The 18,443-nt window shown below is 59.9% G+C and carries 16 protein-coding genes; 14 read left to right on the top strand and 2 right to left on the bottom strand.

Annotated elements, in window-relative coordinates; translation table 11 throughout:
• Positions 1-18: 18 nt before the first annotated feature.
• The 5 genes from ACA044_RS16255 (at position 19) to ACA044_RS16235 (ending at position 8,331) form a co-directional block, all read left to right on the top strand.
• The gene (locus ACA044_RS16255) at positions 19-279 is read left to right on the top strand and encodes a YeaC family protein (RefSeq protein WP_497442328.1); all 261 of its coding nucleotides are present in this window, start codon (positions 19-21) and stop codon (positions 277-279) included.
• Positions 276-1,106 carry a DUF2797 domain-containing protein gene (locus tag ACA044_RS16250; protein WP_497442327.1) on the top strand — a complete coding sequence of 277 codons (831 nt, stop codon included), beginning with the start codon at positions 276-278 and terminating at the stop codon, positions 1,104-1,106. Before ACA044_RS16255 ends, ACA044_RS16250 begins: the two co-directional genes overlap by 4 nt.
• Positions 1,107-1,116: 10 nt before the next feature.
• Positions 1,117-3,774 carry an aminopeptidase N gene (pepN, locus tag ACA044_RS16245; RefSeq protein ID WP_497442326.1) on the top strand — a complete coding sequence of 886 codons (2,658 nt, stop codon included), beginning with the start codon at positions 1,117-1,119 and terminating at the stop codon, positions 3,772-3,774.
• 1,076 nt (positions 3,775-4,850) lie between these two features.
• Positions 4,851-5,918, top strand: a complete 1,068-nt coding sequence (locus ACA044_RS16240) for a WD40/YVTN/BNR-like repeat-containing protein (RefSeq protein ID WP_497442325.1) — start codon at positions 4,851-4,853, stop codon at positions 5,916-5,918.
• A gap of 28 nt (positions 5,919-5,946) precedes the next feature.
• Positions 5,947-8,331, top strand: coding sequence for an efflux RND transporter permease subunit (locus ACA044_RS16235; protein ID WP_497442324.1), 2,385 nt, complete (start codon positions 5,947-5,949; stop codon positions 8,329-8,331).
• A gap of 177 nt (positions 8,332-8,508) precedes the next feature.
• Here the strand turns inward: ACA044_RS16235 and ACA044_RS16230 are convergent, their stop codons facing one another.
• Both ACA044_RS16230 and ACA044_RS16225 read right to left on the bottom strand, forming a co-directional pair.
• Positions 8,509-9,228: a FadR/GntR family transcriptional regulator gene (locus ACA044_RS16230; RefSeq protein WP_032835696.1), complete on the bottom strand. Its 720-nt coding sequence runs from the start codon at positions 9,226-9,228 to the stop codon at positions 8,509-8,511.
• Positions 9,229-9,436: 208 nt separating this feature from the next.
• Positions 9,437-11,173, bottom strand: a complete 1,737-nt coding sequence (locus ACA044_RS16225) for an IlvD/Edd family dehydratase (RefSeq protein WP_497442323.1) — start codon at positions 11,171-11,173, stop codon at positions 9,437-9,439.
• Positions 11,174-11,368: 195 nt separating this feature from the next.
• On the opposite strand from ACA044_RS16225, the gene ACA044_RS16220 reads away from it, so the two are divergent.
• The 9 genes from ACA044_RS16220 (at position 11,369) to ACA044_RS16180 (ending at position 18,340) form a co-directional block, all read left to right on the top strand.
• Positions 11,369-12,691, top strand: a complete 1,323-nt coding sequence (locus ACA044_RS16220; protein WP_497442322.1) for an MFS transporter — start codon at positions 11,369-11,371, stop codon at positions 12,689-12,691.
• Between the two features lie 156 nt (positions 12,692-12,847).
• Positions 12,848-13,840: an AraD1 family protein gene (gene araD1 / locus ACA044_RS16215; RefSeq protein WP_497442321.1), complete on the top strand. Its 993-nt coding sequence runs from the start codon at positions 12,848-12,850 to the stop codon at positions 13,838-13,840.
• A gap of 10 nt (positions 13,841-13,850) precedes the next feature.
• Positions 13,851-15,431 carry an aldehyde dehydrogenase (NADP(+)) gene (locus ACA044_RS16210; RefSeq protein ID WP_497442320.1) on the top strand — a complete coding sequence of 527 codons (1,581 nt, stop codon included), beginning with the start codon at positions 13,851-13,853 and terminating at the stop codon, positions 15,429-15,431.
• Between the two features lie 199 nt (positions 15,432-15,630).
• On the top strand, positions 15,631-15,927 hold the full coding sequence (locus ACA044_RS16205) for a DUF5629 family protein (protein WP_497442319.1): 297 nt from the start codon (positions 15,631-15,633) through the stop codon (positions 15,925-15,927).
• Positions 15,920-17,089 carry a lactonase family protein gene (locus ACA044_RS16200; RefSeq protein ID WP_497447236.1) on the top strand — a complete coding sequence of 390 codons (1,170 nt, stop codon included), beginning with the start codon at positions 15,920-15,922 and terminating at the stop codon, positions 17,087-17,089. The genes ACA044_RS16205 and ACA044_RS16200 overlap by 8 nt, the downstream gene beginning before the upstream one ends.
• 156 nt (positions 17,090-17,245) lie before the next feature.
• Complete coding sequence (locus ACA044_RS16195; RefSeq protein ID WP_019650041.1) at positions 17,246-17,425, top strand: hypothetical protein; 180 nt, start codon at positions 17,246-17,248, stop codon at positions 17,423-17,425.
• Positions 17,426-17,632: 207 nt separating this feature from the next.
• Positions 17,633-17,758: a hypothetical protein gene (locus ACA044_RS16190; RefSeq protein WP_497442318.1), complete on the top strand. Its 126-nt coding sequence runs from the start codon at positions 17,633-17,635 to the stop codon at positions 17,756-17,758.
• 115 nt (positions 17,759-17,873) lie between these two features.
• Positions 17,874-18,086 (top strand): hypothetical protein, encoded by a 213-nt coding sequence (locus tag ACA044_RS16185; protein ID WP_497442317.1) that lies wholly within the window; start codon positions 17,874-17,876, stop codon positions 18,084-18,086.
• A complete protein-coding gene (locus tag ACA044_RS16180) occupies positions 18,083-18,340 on the top strand; it encodes a hypothetical protein (protein ID WP_497442316.1) in 258 nt (85 codons plus the stop codon). Before ACA044_RS16185 ends, ACA044_RS16180 begins: the two co-directional genes overlap by 4 nt.
• Positions 18,341-18,443: the final 103 nt, after the last annotated feature.

Here is an 18,443-nt window from a genome sequence, read left to right as displayed (position 1 = left end):
AAGAGCGCGGAGCCCTTGATGTCCTCTTTTAACGAAATGATCAAAAACATCACCCCGGATATCTACCAAAGCCTGAAACTGGCGGTGGAAATCGGCAAATGGTCCGACGGTGGCAAACTCACCGCCGAGCAGCGCGAACTGTCCCTGCAAGCGATGATCGCCTGGGAAATCCAGAACCTGCCCGAGGACGAGCGCACCGGCTACATGGGCCCGCAGGAGTGCGCGTCGAAGTCGATCGAAGTGCCGAACATTTTGTTCAAATCGGATGCCATCCATTGATCGAGATTGGCCGCGGTGCAATCAGCAAAATGTCGGCGCGCCTTGACGGGCCGAACGTGCAGTACGCTTTTCGTCTGGGCGACGTCGAGGTGCCGGTCAACCCGTTGATCGGCACTACGGTGCGCCTGGAATACCTGGGGGCGATCCACTGCACCCATTGCGGACGCAAGACCAAAACCAGTTTCAGCCAGGGTTACTGCTACCCGTGCATGACCAAACTGGCCCAGTGCGACCTCTGCATCATGAGCCCGGAGCGTTGCCACTACGATGCCGGCACTTGCCGTGAGCCTGCGTGGGGCGAAAAATTCTGCATGACCGACCATGTGGTGTATCTGGCCAACTCGTCGGGGATCAAGGTCGGCATTACCCGCGCCACGCAGCTGCCAACCCGCTGGCTCGATCAGGGCGCCAGCCAGGCTTTGCCGATCGTGCGCGTCGCGACCCGTCAGCAGTCGGGCTTCGTCGAAGACCTGTTCCGTAGCCAGGTCGCCGACAAGACCAACTGGCGTGCTTTACTCAAGGGCGATGCGGTGTCGGTTGACCTGGCGCAGGTTCGCGATCAACTGTTTGAAAGTTGCGCGCAAGGTTTGCAAGGTTTGCAGGAACGATTTGGCCTACAGGCAATCCAGACCATTACCGATGTCGAACCGCTCGAGATCCGCTATCCGGTCGAGCAATATCCGGCCAAGATTGTCAGCTTCAACCTGGACAAAAACCCGATTGCCGAAGGCACGCTGCTGGGGATCAAGGGCCAGTACCTGATTTTCGACACCGGCGTGATCAATATTCGTAAATACACGGCCTACCAGCTCGCCGTGCATCAGTAAGGATTCCAGTATGCGCACCGAACAACCGAAGATGATCTACCTGAAGGACTATCAGGCACCTGAGTATCTGATCGACGAGACGCACCTGACCTTCGAGTTGTTCGAGGACCACAGCCTGGTCCATGCGCAACTGGTGATGCGCCGCAATCCTGAACGTGGCCCGGGCTTGCCGCCGCTGGTGCTGGACGGCCAGCAACTCGAGCTGCTGTCGGTGACACTGGCCGACCGTGAGCTGAGCGCCGTCGACTACCAATTGACCGAGAACCATCTCACCCTGCAACCGACCGACACAAGCTTCACGGTCGACACCAGCGTCAGGATCCACCCGGAGACCAACACCGCCCTGGAAGGCCTGTACAAATCCGGCACCATGTTCTGCACCCAGTGTGAGGCCGAAGGTTTCCGCAAGATCACCTATTACCTCGACCGCCCGGACGTGATGAGCACGTTCACCACCACGGTGGTCGCCGAGCAGCACAGCTATCCGGTGCTGCTGTCCAATGGCAACCCGATTGCCTCCGGTCCCGGCGAAGACGGCCGGCACTGGGCGACCTGGGAAGACCCGTTCAAGAAACCGGCCTACCTGTTCGCGCTGGTGGCCGGTGACCTGTGGTGCGTCGAAGACACCTTCACCACCATGACCGAGCGCTCCGTGGCGCTGCGCATCTACGTCGAGCCGGAAAACATCGACAAGTGCCAGCACGCCATGAACAGCCTGAAGAAGTCGATGCGTTGGGACGAAGAGGTTTACGGTCGCGAGTACGACCTGGACATCTTCATGATCGTCGCGGTCAACGACTTCAACATGGGCGCCATGGAGAACAAGGGCCTCAACATCTTCAACTCCAGCGCCGTGCTGGCCCGCGCCGAAACCGCTACCGACGCCGCGCACCAGCGTGTGGAAGCGATCGTTGCCCACGAATACTTCCACAACTGGTCGGGCAACCGCGTGACCTGCCGCGACTGGTTCCAGTTGTCGCTCAAGGAAGGCTTCACCGTGTTCCGCGATTCCGGCTTCTCCGCCGACATGAACTCGGCCACGGTCAAGCGTATTCAGGACGTGGCCTATCTGCGCACCCATCAGTTTGCCGAAGATGCCGGCCCCATGGCCCACGCCGTGCGCCCGGACAGCTTCATCGAGATTTCCAACTTCTATACCCTGACCGTGTACGAAAAGGGTTCGGAAGTGGTCGGCATGATCCACACCTTGCTCGGCGCTGACGGTTTCCGCAAAGGCAGCGACCTGTACTTCGAGCGCCATGACGGCCAGGCCGTGACCTGCGACGACTTCATCAAGGCCATGGAAGACGCCAATGGCGTTGACCTGACCCAGTTCAAACGCTGGTACAGCCAAGCTGGCACACCGCGTTTGGCGGTGAGCGAGTCCTACGACGCGGCGGCGAAAACCTACAGCCTGACCTTCCGCCAGAGCTGCCCGGAAACCCCGGACAAGGTTGAGAAGCTGCCGTTCGTGATTCCGGTTGAATTGGGCCTGCTGGACAGCAAGGGCGGCGAAATTGCCCTGCGGCTTTCCGGTGAAGCCAGTGCTCAAGGCACATCGCGGGTTATTTCGGTGACTGAAGCCGAGCAGACCTTCATCTTCGTCGACATTGCTGAAAAGCCGCTGCCTTCGTTGCTGCGCGGCTTCTCGGCGCCGGTGAAGCTGAGCTTCCCGTACGATCGCGATCAGCTGATGTTCCTGATGCAGCACGACAGCGACGGTTTCAACCGCTGGGATGCCGGTCAGCAATTGTCGGTGCAGGTGCTGCAAGAGTTGATCGAACAGCAACAGAAGGGTGAAACGCTGGTGCTGGATCAGCGTTTGGTTTCAGCACTGCGTACCGTGCTGTCCGATGAGACGCTGGATCAGGCGATGGTCGCCGAAATGCTTTCGCTGCCGGGCGAGGCGTATCTGACCGAGATCAGTGAAGTGGCTGACGTAGACGCCATTCACACGGCTCGCGAGTTTGCCCGTAAGCAATTGGCTGAAGGTTTGTTCGAGGCATTGTGGCTGCGTTATCAGGCCAATCGCGACCTCTCGAAGAAAACACCGTATGTGGCCGAGGCCGAGCATTTCGCCCGCCGCGCGCTGCAAAACATTGCGTTGTCGTACCTGATGCTCAGCGGCAAGCCGCAAGTGTTGGCGGCGACCCTTGAGCAGTTCGACACCAGCGACAACATGACCGAGCGTCTGACGGCGTTGGCGGTGGTGGTGAATTCGCCGTTCGAAGAGCAGAAAGCCACAGCGTTGGCCAGCTTCGCCGAGCACTTCAAGGACAATCCTCTGGTCATGGATCAGTGGTTCAGCGTTCAGGCCGGTAGCACATTGCCGGGCGGTCTGGCGCGGGTCAAAGCCTTGATGCAACACCCGGCGTTCACCATCAAGAACCCGAACAAGGTGCGCGCACTGGTCGGCGCGTTTGCCGGGCAGAACCTGATCAACTTCCATGCGGCCGACGGTTCCGGGTATCGTTTCCTGGCGGATCTGGTGATCGAGTTGAACGGATTTAACCCGCAGATCGCCTCTCGCCAACTGGCGCCGCTGACACGCTGGCGCAAGTACGACAGCGCCCGTCAGGCGTTGATGAAAGGTGAGCTGGAGCGGATTCGTGCTTCGGGGCAGCTGTCCAGCGATGTGTTTGAAGTGGTCAGCAAAAGCCTGGCCTGAGTTTGGCCTTGCTCCCTCAGGGTTCACGCGGCCCCCTGTGGGAGCGCGCTTGCTCGCGAAGGCGGCCTGATAGCCGACCGGGATTTTTGATGGTGTACATATCCGTTTCTGCGGTCACGGCGGCTATTGGTTCCGCTTTTACAGCGGGTCACTTTGGAAAAGCGCCAAAGTAACCAAAGCGCTTTTGCCCCTTTCGTTCGGTGCCTCGCCTAGGCTCGGCATGCCCTCGCTCCGGTCCTGCTCCGTGGGCCCGCCGCCATCGGCCATCCATGGCCGGGGGCGGCTAACCCGGCATCCATGCCGGGTTGCCCACTACGCAGAACCTCCACTCGGCCTCTCGAGGGGGCGGTGCGTCAAGATCAAAAGCCGCAGGCGAGCTAACGCTCGGCCTGTTGAGTGGTGAAAAGCGCAGTGATACGCCGTTCCATTGTGGGAGCTGGCTTGCCTGCGATGGCGGCCTGACAGCCGACCAATCTTCCCCGGATGTACCCAGTCCAACTGTGGGAGCGAGCCTGCTCGCGAAGCTGTTGATCTTGCCGTTGCCGTTGCCGTTGCTTTGGATCTGCCGCCCCTTTCCCAGAGGCCGAACGCAGGCGTTGCGCAGGGGGCACCGCGGCAAGGATGCCGCGGTAGCCGCCCCCGGCCATGGATGGCCGATGGCGGCGGGCCCCCGGAGCAATGCCTTCGTTACGGCATGCCGAGCCTAAGCGAGGCACCGAATGGCGGGGCAAAAAGCACTTTGGTTACTTTCGCGCTTTTCGAAAGTGACCCGCTGTAAAAACGGAACCAATAGCCGCCGTGACCGCAGAAACGGATATGTACACCAAACCCCAAACCCCAATCACCCCTCCGAATACCTCCTCATTCACCCACAACCCATATCCCCCCAGTTAACAAAACATAACGTGGCGTCGATTGTCAGACCTTTCCAAACCCCGATAGGATAAGCCAGCTTCCGAAGGGGCTCTGGATTGCGGGTTTCAGGACTATGCTCCTGAATAGGTCAATCCCGATGAATACCCCTTACGGCGCCCTGAAGGGTTGAACGACCCAACAATAATAATGGGGGAAGGTCTATGAGTGAGCCTGTCATGGGTGTGAGTATTTGCCGCCCGCCGGCGTTACGCAGGTTCGCGTTGCTGGCTACAGCGCTCTCGCTGTTGGGCTGTGCCGTGCTGTCAGCGCCTGTGCTGGCCGCTGCCGCGCCGGCCACCGACGTGGTTTATTCCGTTGAATCCGCCAAGGCCAGCAAAGGCCTGATGCTCGATGTCGTGCATGCTGGAAAGCGCCTGGTGGCGGTCGGCGATCGCGGGCACATTCTGTATTCCGATGACCAGGGCGCAACCTGGGCCCAGGCCAAGGTGCCGACCCGGCAACTGCTGACGGCGGTGTTTTTTGTCGATGACAGACACGGCTGGGCTGTCGGCCATGACGCACAGATCCTCACCAGTGAAGACGGCGGCGTTACCTGGACCAAACAATTCGAAGACCTGAGACGCGAATCGCCGCTGCTCGACGTCTGGTTCAAGGACGTTGACAGCGGCTTTGCCGTGGGCGCTTACGGTGCGTTGCTGGAAACCACCGACGGCGGAAAAAACTGGGAAGACGTCAGCGATCGCCTGGACAACGAAGACCAGTACCACCTCAACGCCATTGCCGCGGTCAAGGACTCCGGCATTTTCATCGTCGGCGAACAGGGCAGCATGTTCCGCTCCGCCGATGAGGGGCAAACCTGGGAAAGGCTTGAAGGCCCCTACGAAGGCTCGCTGTTCGGCGTGATCGGTACCGCGCAACCGGCCACGCTGCTGGTCTACGGCTTGCGGGGCAATCTCTACCGCTCCACGGATTTCGGCAGCACCTGGGAACAGGTCGAGCTCAAGGCTGCACGCGGTGCGCTGGAATTCGGCCTGTCCGGCGCCACGCTGCTCGACGACGGTTCCATCGTGATCGTCGGCAACGGCGGTAGCATCATTCGCAGCAGCGACGACGGCGAAACCTTCAGCGTGTTCAACCGCCCGGATCGCATCTCCGTCTCGGCGGTCACGGCGGCGGGCAATGGCAATCTGATTCTGGCAGGACAGGGCGGCGTTCGCGTCACTTCGCCCACCGGCGCAGAGAATGGAAAAAACGGGTCGTCCAAATGAGCCGGGCAAATAATAAGAAGGCGGGTCTATGACATCCTTAAGCACTCCTCATCAGGACAAGGCGACGTTTCTTGAACGCCTGATCTTCAATAACCGCCCGGCAGTCATTGTCATCTGCCTGCTGGTCAGTATTTTCCTGTTTTGGCAGGCGACGCTGATCCGGCCGTCCACCAGTTTCGAAAAAATGATTCCGCTTGAGCATCCGTTCATTGAAAAAATGATGGAGCACCGCAACGATCTGGCGAACCTGGGCAACACGGTGCGGATTTCCGTGGAAGCCACCGACGGCGACATCTTCTCCAAGGAATACATGGAGACCCTGCGTCAGATCAACGACGAGGTGTTCTACATCTCCGGCGTCGACCGTTCCGGCCTCAAGTCGCTGTGGAGCCCGAGCGTGCGCTGGACCGAGGTGACGGAGGAGGGCTTCGCCGGTGGTGAAGTGATTCCCCAGAGTTATAACGGCTCCCAGCAAAGCCTCGACCTGCTGCGCAACAACGTGCTCAAGTCCGGGCAAGTCGGGCGCCTGGTGGCCAACGACTTCAAGTCGAGCATCGTCGACATCCCGTTGCTGGAGTCCTACCCGGACCCGCAAGACCAGGGCAAGTTGCTGGCGCTGGACTACCGCAAGTTCTCTCACGAACTCGAAGACAAGATCCGCAACAAGTTCGAAGCCCAGAACCCCAACGTAAAGATCCACATTGTCGGGTTCGCCAAGAAAGTCGGCGACCTGATCGATGGGCTGGTCATGGTGGTGATGTTCTTCGGCGTCGCCTTCGTCATTACCCTGATCCTGTTGTACTGGTTCACTAACTGCATGCGCAGCACCGTTGCGGTGTTGAGCACGACGCTGGTGGCGGTGGTCTGGCAGCTCGGCTTGATGCACTTCTTCGGCTTCGGGCTTGATCCGTATTCGATGCTGGTGCCGTTTCTGATCTTCGCCATCGGGATTTCCCACGGCGTGCAGAAAATCAACGGTATCGCCTTGCAGTCCAGCGAGGCGGAGAACGCGCTGACCGCTGCTCGCCGCACATTCCGTCAGCTGTTTCTGCCGGGGATGATCGCGATCCTCGCGGATGCGGTGGGCTTCATCACGCTGCTGATCATCGACATTGGCGTGATTCGTGAGCTGGCCATCGGCGCGTCCATCGGCGTGGCGGTGATCGTGTTCACCAACCTGATCCTGCTGCCGGTGGCGATTTCCTACGTCGGTATCAGTAAACGCGCCGTCGAACGCAGCAAGAAAGACGCGCACCGCGAACATCCGTTCTGGCGCCTGCTGTCGAACTTTGCCAGCCCGAAAGTCGCCCCGATTTCCATTGCCCTGGCGCTGATCGCTTTCGGTGGTGGCCTCTGGTACAGCCAGAACCTGAAAATCGGCGACCTCGACCAGGGCGCGCCGGAACTGCGTCCGGACTCGCGTTACAACAAGGACAACAGCTTCATCATCAACAACTACTCCACCAGTTCCGACGTATTGGTGGTGATGGTCAAGACCAAGTCCGAAGGTTGCTCGCGTTATGAAGCCATGGCGCCGATCGACGAGCTGATGTGGAAAATGCAGAACACCGAGGGCGTGCAGTCAGCGATCTCGCTGGTGACGGTGTCCAAGCAGATGATCAAGGGCATGAACGAGGGCAACCTGAAATGGGAAACCCTGTCGCGTAACCCGGACGTGCTGAACAACTCCATCGCCCGTGCCGATGGCCTGTATAACAACAATTGCTCCCTGGCGCCGGTGCTGGTGTTCCTCAACGATCACAAGGCCGAAACCCTGGACCGCGCCGTGCATGCGGTGCAGGACTTTGCCAAGGACAACAACAAGGAAGGCCTGGAGTTCATCCTCGCCGCCGGTAACGCCGGGATCGAAGCGGCCACCAACGAGGTGATCAAGCGCTCCGAGCTGACGATTCTGGTCTTGGTGTACATCTGTGTCGCGACCATGTGCATGATCACCTTCCGCTCCTGGGCGGCGACCTTGTGCATCGTGCTGCCGCTGGTACTGACCTCGGTCCTCGGCAACGCGTTGATGGCGTTCATGGGCATCGGTGTGAAAGTGGCGACCTTGCCAGTGGTGGCGCTCGGGGTGGGGATTGGCGTGGACTACGGGATCTATATCTACAGCCGTCTGGAAAGCTTCCTGCGTGCCGGTCTGCCGTTGCAAGAGGCGTACTACCAGACACTGAAGTCCACCGGTAAAGCCGTGCTGTTCACCGGTCTGTGCCTGGCGATCGGCGTATGCACCTGGATCTTCTCGGCCATCAAGTTCCAGGCTGACATGGGCCTGATGCTGACCTTCATGCTGCTCTGGAACATGTTCGGCGCATTGTGGCTGCTGCCAGCGCTGGCGCGGTTCCTGATCAAGCCGGAAAAACTGGCAGGGCAGAAGGGCAATTCGTTGTTTGCTCACTGATCGGTCGCTGAAACAACAAAGCCGCAACCAAGGTTGCGGCTTTTTTACATCTAAAACTTCACACTAAACCCTTGTGGGAGCGGGCTTGCTCGCGAAGGCGGCGGTACATTCAATGTTGATGTTGACTGACACTCCGCCTTCGCGAGCAAGCCCACTCCCACATTGGATTTGTGGCGGTTATGAGGGATCGGTTCCCAGCACGACGTTCAACGCACTACGCGCATCATCCAGCTGCACCAGCGTCGCATGCCGCGCGCCCAACGCATCACGATTCTCGATCGCGGTGAGGATTGCCTTGTGCCGTGGCATCGCCAATTCATGCAGATTCGGTCGTTGGTTTGAATGCTTCAAGGCTTCGGCAATTGCCACCGACAACATGTTGCACAGGTTCGCCAGCAAGTCGTTATGAGTCGCGTCGGCGATGCGGCTGTGGAAATCCAGGTCCGGCTGCAGCAAGGCTTCCGGGGTCGGTGCCGCTTCCATGCGTTGGTAGGCTTCACCGATGGAAGCGATGTCTTCGTCGGTGGCGAACTGCGCGGCCAACGCGGCAGCGGCCGGTTCGATGATGCTGCGCACGCTGGTCAGCAGATCAAAGAATTCATTTTGCGGGCTGCTTTGCATCAGCCAGTGCAGCACGTCCGGGTCGAGCATGTGCCATTCCTTGCGCTGCTTGACCACCGTGCCGACCCGCGGACGGGAATACACCAGGCCCTTGGCGACCAATACGCGAGTGGCTTCGCGCAGCACCGGCCGGCTGACCGCGTATTCCTCGCACAGCAGGGCTTCGGCGGGCAGTTTGTCGTCCGGTTTGAACCGTCCCGAGACGATCTGCATGCCCAGTTCCTGGACGATGCGCGAGTGCATGCTTTTGCGGTCGGAGGGTTTGCGGTAATCCATGGGGAACGGCGCGATCCTGTGCGATGGGGTGCCGCACATGATAGCAGGCGCGGCGAGTGATGGTCGCTAGAGCAAGCACGGTCCTGAAGCATACGGGGATTAAATGTGGGAGCGGGCTTGCTCGCGAAAGCGGTGTGTCAGGCAACATTGATGTCGACTGACACGGCCTCTTCGCGAGCAAGCCCGCTCCCACATTAGATTGGTGGTGTTAGTGAGAGTGGCGCGGTACTTCGGCCCCTCGGCATCCGACGAGGAAATCAAAGTCGCAGCCCTGATCCGCCTGCAGCACATGGTCGATGTACAGCTGACGATAGCCGCCCACCAGCAACTGTTGCGGTGGTTGCAGATCGGCCATCCGCGCTGCCAGTTCGGCGTCGGGAATGTCCAGGTGTAAACGGCCGCTGGCGCAGTCGAGTTCGATCCAGTCACCTTCCTTCACCGTTGCCAAAGGCCCGCCGGCCGCAGCTTCCGGCGCAACGTGCAGAACAACAGTGCCGTAGGCGGTGCCGCTCATGCGTGCGTCGGAAATCCGCACCATATCGGTCACGCCCTGGGCCAGCAGTTTGGCGGGCAACCCCATGTTGCCGACTTCGGCCATGCCCGGATAACCCTTCGGCCCGCAGTTCTTCATGACCAGAATCGAGTTGGCATCCACGTCCAGTTCCGGATCGTTGATTCGCGCCTTGTACATATCGAAGTTCTCGAACACCACTGCACGGCCACGGTGTTGCATCAATTCGGCACTCGCGGCGGAGGGCTTGAGCACCGCACCGAGTGGGGCCAGGTTGCCGCGCAACACACAGATGCCGCCGTCGGCGCGGATCGGGTTGTCGAGGGTACGGATCACTTCATCCTGGCCGTAGATCGGCGCGTCCTTGGTGTTCTCGCCGATGGTTTTGCCATTGACGGTGAGGGCGTTCGGGTTCGGAATCAGGTTCGCTTCGCCGAGGCGACGCAGCACCGCGGGCAAGCCACCGGCGTAGTAGAACTCTTCCATCAGGTAGCGCCCGGACGGTTGCAGATCGACAATGGTCGGCATACCACGACCGATGCGGGTCCAGTCATCCAGGTCCAACTCGACACCGATGCGCCCGGCGATGGCTTTCAAGTGGATCACCGCGTTGGTCGAACCACCGATGGCGGCGTTCACCCGGATGGCGTTTTCGAAGGCTTCCTTGGTGAGGATCTTCGACAGTTTCAAATCTTCGCGAACCATCTCCACCGCCCGCATGCCGGACATGTGAGCGAGCACATAACGGCGCGCATCAACCGCCGGAATAGCCGCGTTATGGGGCAGGGAAGTGCCGAGTGCTTCGGCCATGCAGGCCATGGTCGAGGCCGTGCCCATGGTGTTGCAGGTGCCGGCCGAACGCGACATGCCGCCCTCGGCCGCAAGGAAATCGTCAATCGTGATGGTGCCAGCCTTGACCTGTTCGCTGAGCTGCCACACCACCGTGCCCGAGCCGATGTCCTGGCCCTTGTGCTTGCCGTTGAGCATCGGCCCGCCGGTGACGACGATCGCCGGCACGTCGCAACTGGCCGCGCCCATCAGCAGCGCCGGGGTGGTTTTGTCGCAACCGGTCAGCAGCACTACGCCATCGATCGGGTTACCGCGAATCGCTTCCTCGACGTCCATGCTCGCCAGGTTACGGGTGAGCATAGCGGTAGGGCGCAGGTTCGATTCGCCGTTGGAGAACACCGGGAATTCCACTGGAAAACCGCCGGCTTCGATCACCCCGCGTTTGACGTGCTCCGCAATCTGGCGGAAATGCGCGTTGCACGGAGTCAGTTCCGACCAGGTATTGCAGATGCCGATGATCGGCTTGCCGTGGAACTGGTGGTCGGCGATGCCCTGATTCTTCATCCAGCTGCGGTACATGAAGCCGTTTTTGTCGGCGGTGCCAAACCATTGGGCGGAGCGCAGGGTGGGTTTCTTATCAGACATGATCGGTTCTCTTATTGTATGACTATATTGTTCGGGCTACGGCGTAACATAAGCGCAATTTCGGCCGTTTGGAAGTGTTGTTGGTTAAATAGTATTACTATATAGTCGATTTCAACGGAGGGATGGCCCTGGCGGCTTTTTCCGCGAGAGGCGTCCCCCGAGGTTCTATAACAACAACAATCGGAGACCGAACTCATGAGCCAGGAACTGCGGCTTATTCGTCGCATCACGCTGAAACTGATTCCTTTCCTGATCCTGCTGTACTTGATCGCCTATGTGGATCGCTCCGCGGTAGGTTTCGCCAAGTTGCACATGGGCGCCGACATCGGCCTGGGTGACGCGGCTTACGGCCTTGGCGCCGGGTTGTTCTTCATTGGCTACTTCCTGCTGGAAATCCCCAGCAACCTAATGCTCGATCGCTTCGGCGCCCGGCGCTGGTTCGCACGGATCATGGTCACCTGGGGCGCCATCACCATCGGCATGGCGTTCGTCCAGGGACCGAACAGCTTCTATGTGATGCGCTTTTTGCTCGGTGCGGCCGAAGCTGGGTTCTTCCCGGGCGTTCTGTACTACATCACCCAATGGTTCCCGATTCGCCATCGCGGCAAGATCCTCGGGCTGTTCATCCTTTCCCAACCCATCGCGATGATGATCACCGGCCCGGTGTCCGGCGGTTTGCTCGGCATGGACGGCATGCTTGGCCTGCACGGTTGGCAGTGGCTGTTCATTGTCATCGGTATGCCGGCAATCCTGCTGACCTGGCCGGTGCTGCGTTACCTGCCGGACGGCCCGCAACAGGTGAAATGGATGGATCAGGCCGAGAAGGACTGGCTGACCGGTGAACTGAAAAAGGACCTGGAAGCATACGGCCAGACCCGCCACGGTAATCCGCTGCATGCCCTCAAGGACAAACGCGTGTTGCTGCTGGCGCTGTTCTATCTGCCGGTGACCCTGAGCATCTACGGTCTCGGTCTGTGGTTGCCGACGCTGATCAAGCAGTTCGGTGGCACTGATCTGGTGACCGGGTTCGTGTCATCGGTGCCGTACATCTTCGGGATCATCGGTTTGCTGATCATTCCGCGCAGTTCCGACCGCTTGAATGATCGCTACGGTCATTTGGCGGTGTTGTATGTGTTGGGCGCCATCGGGCTGTTCCTCAGCGCCTGGCTGTCGGTGCCGGTGCTGCAATTGGCGGCGCTGTGCCTGGTGGCGTTTGCACTGTTTTCCTGCACCGCGGTGTTCTGGACCTTGCCGGGTCGCTTCTTTGCCGGCGCCAGCGCGGCAGCGGGGATCGCATTGATCAACTCGGTGGGCAACCTCGGCGGCTACATTGGTCCGTTCGTGATCGGCGCGTTGAAGGAATACACCGGCAATCTGGCGTCGGGGTTGTACTTCTTGTCTTGCGTGATGGTGTTCGGCCTGGTGCTGACGGGTGTGGTTTATCGGCTGCTGGAGCGTAAGCACGTGCTGCCGGCCGATGAATTTGCAGCCAGTGCGCGTGGGGCTACCCGTACCTGAATCTGGGGATTAACACCAATCAACTGTGGGAGCGAGCCTGCTCGCGATGACGGCCTGATATTCAACATTGATGTCGGACTGAATGGCCTCATCGCGAGCAGGCTCGCTCCCACATTGGTTTTGTGGCGTTTTCGAGTTTGTTTAAAGGAGAAAATCATGCGTTTAGTTCAGTTCGAATTGAGTAACGGCGAACGCCGCGTCGGCGTGGTCGAAAACGGCCAGGTGCGCGAAGTGCAAGATGCGCGCACGGTGCGGGATCTGGCGCTGGCGGCGATCGAGGCGGGCGTCTACCTTGAGCAGCAGGTTCGAACCCTGGGCCTGGGCATCAGTCACGACTATTCAGCGCTGCTGGCCAATCTGCAAATCCTGCCGCCGCTGGATCACCCGGACCCGGCGCACATGCTGGTCAGCGGCACCGGCCTGACCCATCTGGGCAGCGCTTCGGCCCGGGACAAAATGCATCAACAAGTCGGCGACGAAGCCGCCATGACCGACACCATGCGCATCTTCAAGTGGGGCGTGGAGGGCGGTAAACCTGTGGCCGGTCAGGCCGGCGTGCAACCGGAGTGGTTCTACAAGGGCGACGGCAGCATCGTCGTGCGACCGGGCAAACCGTTCCCACTACCGCCGTTTGCCGAAGACGCTGGCGAGGAACCTGAACTCAGCGGCCTCTATGTGATCGGCCACGACGGCAAACCGTATCGCCTCGGTTACGCCGTGGGTAATGAGTTCTCCGATCATGTGATGGAGCGCAAGAACTACCTTTACCTGGCTCACTCGAAACTGCGCAGTTGCAGCTATGGCCCGGAGCTTCGGGTCGGCGAACTGCCCCAGCATCTGGCAGGCACCAGCCGCATCCTGCGCGATGGTGAAGTGCTGTGGCAGAACGAGTTCCTCAGTGGCGAGGCGAACATGTGCCACAGCCTGGAAAACCTCGAGTATCACCATTTCAAGTACAGCCAGTTCCTTCGCCCTGGTGATGTGCACATCCACTTCTTCGGCACCGCGACGCTGTCTTTCGCCGACGGCGTTCGTACCCAACCGGGTGACGTGTTCGAGATCAGCCAGGCTGAGTTCGGCGCGCCCTTGATCAACGGCATTGCACCGGTCGAAGCGGCGTTCGAGCCCGGCACCGTCGGCACACTTTAAGGAGACACCCATGACCCGGACTTTTGGTCACAACTACATTGGCGGTCAGCGCAGCGCTACCGGCACCGTCAAACTCCAGAGCGTCGACGCCAGCACTGGCGAGGCTTTGCCCCACGATTTCTATCAGGCCACCCTTGAAGAAGTCGACTCCGCCGCGAAGGCCGCCGCCGCTGCTTACCCGGCCTATCGCAGCCTGAGCGCCGAACGACGTGCGCAATTCCTCGATGCGATAGCCGATGAGCTGGACGCGTTGGGCGATGACTTTGTCGCCGTGGTCTGCCGCGAAACCGCATTGCCGGCCGGCCGTATTCAGGGTGAGCGTGGTCGCACCAGCGGCCAGATGCGTCTGTTCGCCAAGGTGCTGCGGCGCGGTGATTTCTATGGGGCGCGGATTGATCGCGCGCTGCCTGAACGTACGCCATTGCCGCGTCCAGACCTGCGTCAGTACCGCATCGGCCTCGGGCCGGTTGCGGTGTTTGGCGCGAGTAACTTTCCGTTGGCGTTCTCAACGGCGGGTGGCGATACCGCTTCTGCCTTGGCCGCCGGCTGCCCGGTGGTGTTCAAGGCGCACAGCGGCCACATGGCAACCGCTGAATGGGTGGCCGACGCGCTGATCCGCGCCGCGGAGATGACTTCGATGCCAGCCGGTGTGTTCAACATGATCTACGGCGGCGGGGTGGGCGAAGCGCTGGTCAAGCACCCGGCGATTCAGGCGGTCGGTTTTACCGGTTCACTGAAAGGGGGGCGGGCGCTGTGCGACATGGCCGCGGCACGTGTGCAGCCGATTCCGGTGTTCGCCGAGATGTCGAGCATCAACCCGGTAATCGTGTTGCCGCAGGCGCTGGAAACTCGCGCTGAAAGCGTCGCCCGTGACCTCACGGCTTCGGTGGTGCAGGGCTGTGGGCAGTTCTGTACCAATCCGGGGCTGGTGATCGGCATTCGTTCACCGCAGTTCAGTGCGTTCGTGCAGCAAGTGGCAGGACTGATTGGCGATCAACCGGCGCAAACCATGCTCAACGCCGGCACCTTGAGCAGCTATGGCAAAGGCCTGCGGAAGCTCCTTGCTCATCCGAAGATCGAACACTTGGCCGGCAGCCCGCAACAAGGCAATCAGGCCCAGCCGCAACTGTTCAAGGCGGATGTGAGCCTGTTGCTCGAGGGCGATGAAGTGCTGCAAGAGGAAGTGTTCGGCCCGACCACGGTGTTCGTCGAAGTGGCGGATCAGGCGCAACTAAGTGCCGCGCTGAACGGTCTGCATGGGCAACTGACGGCAACGATTATTGGTGAGCCGGCGGACTTCGAACGCTTCGGTGAGCTGACGGCATTGCTGGAGCAGAAGGTCGGAAGGATCCTGCTCAACGGCTATCCGACCGGCGTGGAAGTCTGCGACGCGATGGTCCATGGCGGGCCGTATCCCGCGACTTCCGATGCCCGCGGCACATCGGTGGGCACCCTGGCCATCGACCGTTTCCTGCGCCCGGTGTGCTTCCAGAACTACCCCGACAGCCTGCTGCCGGAGGCGCTGAAAAATGGCAATCCGTTGCGCATTCAGCGCCTGGTCGATGGCAAGCCATCGCGCGAAGCTCTCTGACGGCTGATCACAATCCCTGTGGGAGCGGGCCTGTGGCGAGGGGGCTTGCCCCCGTTTGAGTGCGTAGCACTCACAAAATCTTTGGTGCATCAGGGATTTTTGGGCTGCTTCGCAGCCCAACGGGGGCAATCCCCCTCGCCACAGGTTTGCTCCCACATTGAGCTATCATTGCGTCTTTCCTATTCAAAGATTGACTGCCATGACTGCCGTAAACGACACCTTGATCAATGCCCTCGAACACTGCGACATGTTGGAGATCGACGGGCTGCACGCTTTCGATTTCTCCCTCGATGAAGACGATAACCTGCACATCGAATGCATGGACGGTCGGGCGCTCAAGCGTTGGGAGTTCAGCATGGCCCAGATCGCGGCGGCGACGTTCGATCCTGGCTTGAAGAGCTGGATCATTACCGGTGATTCCGGCGAGCACCGGCTGGTGCCTATGGAAGCATTCGGCGGTGGTGACGACGAGGACGAAACGAATGAGGATGCGTAACCTCTGGCCACTGTTGATGGCCGGTAGCGTCGGCGCGATGGGCGTGCAGGCGGCCCCGGCCGCCAATTACGATTTGCTGGTGGGGTCGTACACCGCCGGCCAGAGCCAGGGGATTTATCGCCTGAACTTCGACAGCCGCACCGGGCAGATCGAGGCCAAACCCCTGCAAGTGGTGAAGAGCGCCAACCCGTCCTGGCTGACCGTGTCCAAGGATCAACATCGCCTGTTCGTGGTCAATGAAAACGGCCCGGGTCAGGCCGATCCGGTAGGGCGTGTCAGTAGCTACGCGATTGATCCCAAGACCCATGAGCTGAGCCTGATCAGTCAGGTGCAAACTCTGGGCAACGAACCGACGCATTCAAGCGTCAGCGGTGGTACCAGCCACCTGTTCGTCAGCAACTATTCGGTGGCCGAAGACCCGGGCGGCACCCTGGCGGTATTGCCGGTGGGCGCCGATGGCACGTTCAAACCGGTGGTGCAGATGAGCAGTCATCCGGCCAGCCGGGTCAACCCCGAGCGGCAGATGTCGGCGCACGTGCATTCGGTGGTTTCATCGCCGGATGGCCAATACGTGTTTTCCAACGACCTGGGCGCGGACAAGATCTTCGTCTATCGCTTCGATCCCAAGGCCAATCCGGAACGGCCGCTGATCGCCGCCAAACCGGCGTCCGTCCAGTTGCCACCCGGCAGCGGGCCGCGACACCTGCTGTTCAGCGCCGATGGCAAACACGCCTGGCTAACCATGGAAATGAGCGCGCAGGTGGCGGTGTTCGATTACCGGGACGGCAAACTTGAGCAAACGCAGATGATCGATCTGGCGGCGGGTCTACCCACATCGAGCAAGGCCGCGGCTGCGCTTCACGCCTCGGCCGATGGCAAGTTCCTTTACGTCAGCAACCGTGGCACCGCCAATCAGTTGCTGGTGTTTGCCATCGACCCGGCGACCGGGCACCTCAAGGAGCTTCAGCGCCGCTCCGTGGAGGGCGATCACCCGCGCGAGTTCAGCCTCGACCCGAGTGGCAAGTTCGTGCTGATTGCCAACCAGAAGAGCAATCAGATTGTCGTCGTCGAGCGCGATGCCAAGACCGGTCTGCTGGGTAAAACCGTACAGAAACTGCCAATGGATGCCCCGAGCGATCTCAAGTTCCTGGTGCATCAATAGATCGCAGGCCCCGGTTGATGGGGCCTGCAACCTTCTATTAACGAGACTGATATCGGCTAATGCTACAAAGCATTTCAAGGCGCGGACCCTCGGGAGTTAAGTTTGCTTCACGGCCCAACCGGGCAAGCAAGCCAACTGAATCCGAGGAATACCGCCATGAACTTCAATCTCTTCTCCGTGATCGCCGCTTCCGCTATCTCCGCGACCGTTGCACTGCCTGCCAGCGCCAACGTTGAAATCAGCGACAAAAAATCCCACACCCAAAGCTACACCCAGAAATACCTGCAACAGAGCGCCAACTTCTACGCCGCGCTGGATCACAAAACCCAACATTGAAATGTAAGCCCTGTCCCCTTTATGCAGGAGCGAAGTCACTTGCTGATCGACCTGTACGGCGTCGAAAAGCCCCGAAGTGATGTCGCTCCTGCATAACGCGTTTACGACAGCATCATATTGCTATCAATGTATTGCTTAATATCACAAGGCCATGAGTTTAAATTTGACGCTGATTTTTTGACTCCTTCCCCAATAAGGATCGACAGCATGGCAATGCGTCTGGCAGTGGTTCTACTGTTTCTCTATTCCACCCCGATTCTGTCGGCTGCCCAGCCCGTTTCCAACGAGCCGGAGGCGGCCCGCGAGCGCTTGATGAGTTTTATCGAGGGCTGAAACACGCTGGGTTCATGATCAATAAAACTGATATCGACTATGCATAAAGGTCGTTAGTGATCTTCTGTTTTTTGATCGACTCTGTGGGCACTGAAACATGCCCACGGAGAACCCCATGGCCAGCGCAATCCTCACTTCTGCCAAACACGGTGCCTACCTGGCCATTGGTCTGTACGTGGCCATGGTGTTGGTCGTCAGCCTTTCGGCTCAATCGCAACAAAGCGTTCAAGCACCGATTCAGGTCGCTTATCCCGCCATCCAGTTCGAACACCGCGCTCAAAACGCAGGGGTCGATCACACCGACGTGGCGGGAGTGGTGAGGGCATGAAAGGACGCAAACTCTGGGTCGTCGGCTTTCTGGCATTCATGACCAATGGCGCTTCCTTGTTGGGGATCGGGCAGGGCTCGGCGGGGTCGGTGGCACGGGCCATCGAATGCAACCACAACATCGCCCACAACATTCAGACTGCCAAGGCCTTGGGCGTGCTGGTGGGCAATCCTCCGATCAAGCCCGATGGCGGGTTCTTCGGGCCGTTCCAGGTGGATTGTTCGGCGTTGGGGATGTGCGCGGTATTGGCATGAACCCCCAGTCTAATGTGGCGAGGGAGCTTGCTCCCGCTGGGCTGCGCAGCAGCTCCAAAACCTGCCACCTCATTGTTTCAGACAGCCTTCATTAGCCCATCTA

Source organism: Pseudomonas sp. LBUM1673 (assembly GCF_059695645.1).
Note: the sequence above shows the minus strand (reverse complement) of the source record. Positions and strands in the feature narration are given on the sequence as shown.

Bases quoted from the DNA above. Each gene is read 5' to 3' on its own strand.
- ACA044_RS16255 (WP_497442328.1), top strand. From the start codon at position 19: ATGTCCTCTTTTAACGAAATGATCAAAAACATCACCCCGGATATCTAC.
- pepN (WP_497442326.1), top strand. From the start codon at position 1,117: ATGCGCACCGAACAACCGAAGATGATCTACCTGAAGGACTATCAGGCA.
- ACA044_RS16240 (WP_497442325.1), top strand. From the start codon at position 4,851: ATGAGTGAGCCTGTCATGGGTGTGAGTATTTGCCGCCCGCCGGCGTTA.
- ACA044_RS16235 (WP_497442324.1), top strand. From the start codon at position 5,947: ATGACATCCTTAAGCACTCCTCATCAGGACAAGGCGACGTTTCTTGAA.
- ACA044_RS16230 (WP_032835696.1), bottom strand. From the start codon at position 9,228: ATGGATTACCGCAAACCCTCCGACCGCAAAAGCATGCACTCGCGCATC.
- ACA044_RS16225 (WP_497442323.1), bottom strand. From the start codon at position 11,173: ATGTCTGATAAGAAACCCACCCTGCGCTCCGCCCAATGGTTTGGCACC.
- ACA044_RS16220 (WP_497442322.1), top strand. From the start codon at position 11,369: ATGAGCCAGGAACTGCGGCTTATTCGTCGCATCACGCTGAAACTGATT.
- araD1 (WP_497442321.1), top strand. From the start codon at position 12,848: ATGCGTTTAGTTCAGTTCGAATTGAGTAACGGCGAACGCCGCGTCGGC.
- ACA044_RS16210 (WP_497442320.1), top strand. From the start codon at position 13,851: ATGACCCGGACTTTTGGTCACAACTACATTGGCGGTCAGCGCAGCGCT.
- ACA044_RS16205 (WP_497442319.1), top strand. From the start codon at position 15,631: ATGACTGCCGTAAACGACACCTTGATCAATGCCCTCGAACACTGCGAC.
- ACA044_RS16200 (WP_497447236.1), top strand. From the start codon at position 15,920: ATGCGTAACCTCTGGCCACTGTTGATGGCCGGTAGCGTCGGCGCGATG.
- ACA044_RS16195 (WP_019650041.1), top strand. From the start codon at position 17,246: ATGAACTTCAATCTCTTCTCCGTGATCGCCGCTTCCGCTATCTCCGCG.
- ACA044_RS16190 (WP_497442318.1), top strand. From the start codon at position 17,633: ATGGCAATGCGTCTGGCAGTGGTTCTACTGTTTCTCTATTCCACCCCG.
- ACA044_RS16185 (WP_497442317.1), top strand. From the start codon at position 17,874: ATGGCCAGCGCAATCCTCACTTCTGCCAAACACGGTGCCTACCTGGCC.
- ACA044_RS16180 (WP_497442316.1), top strand. From the start codon at position 18,083: ATGAAAGGACGCAAACTCTGGGTCGTCGGCTTTCTGGCATTCATGACC.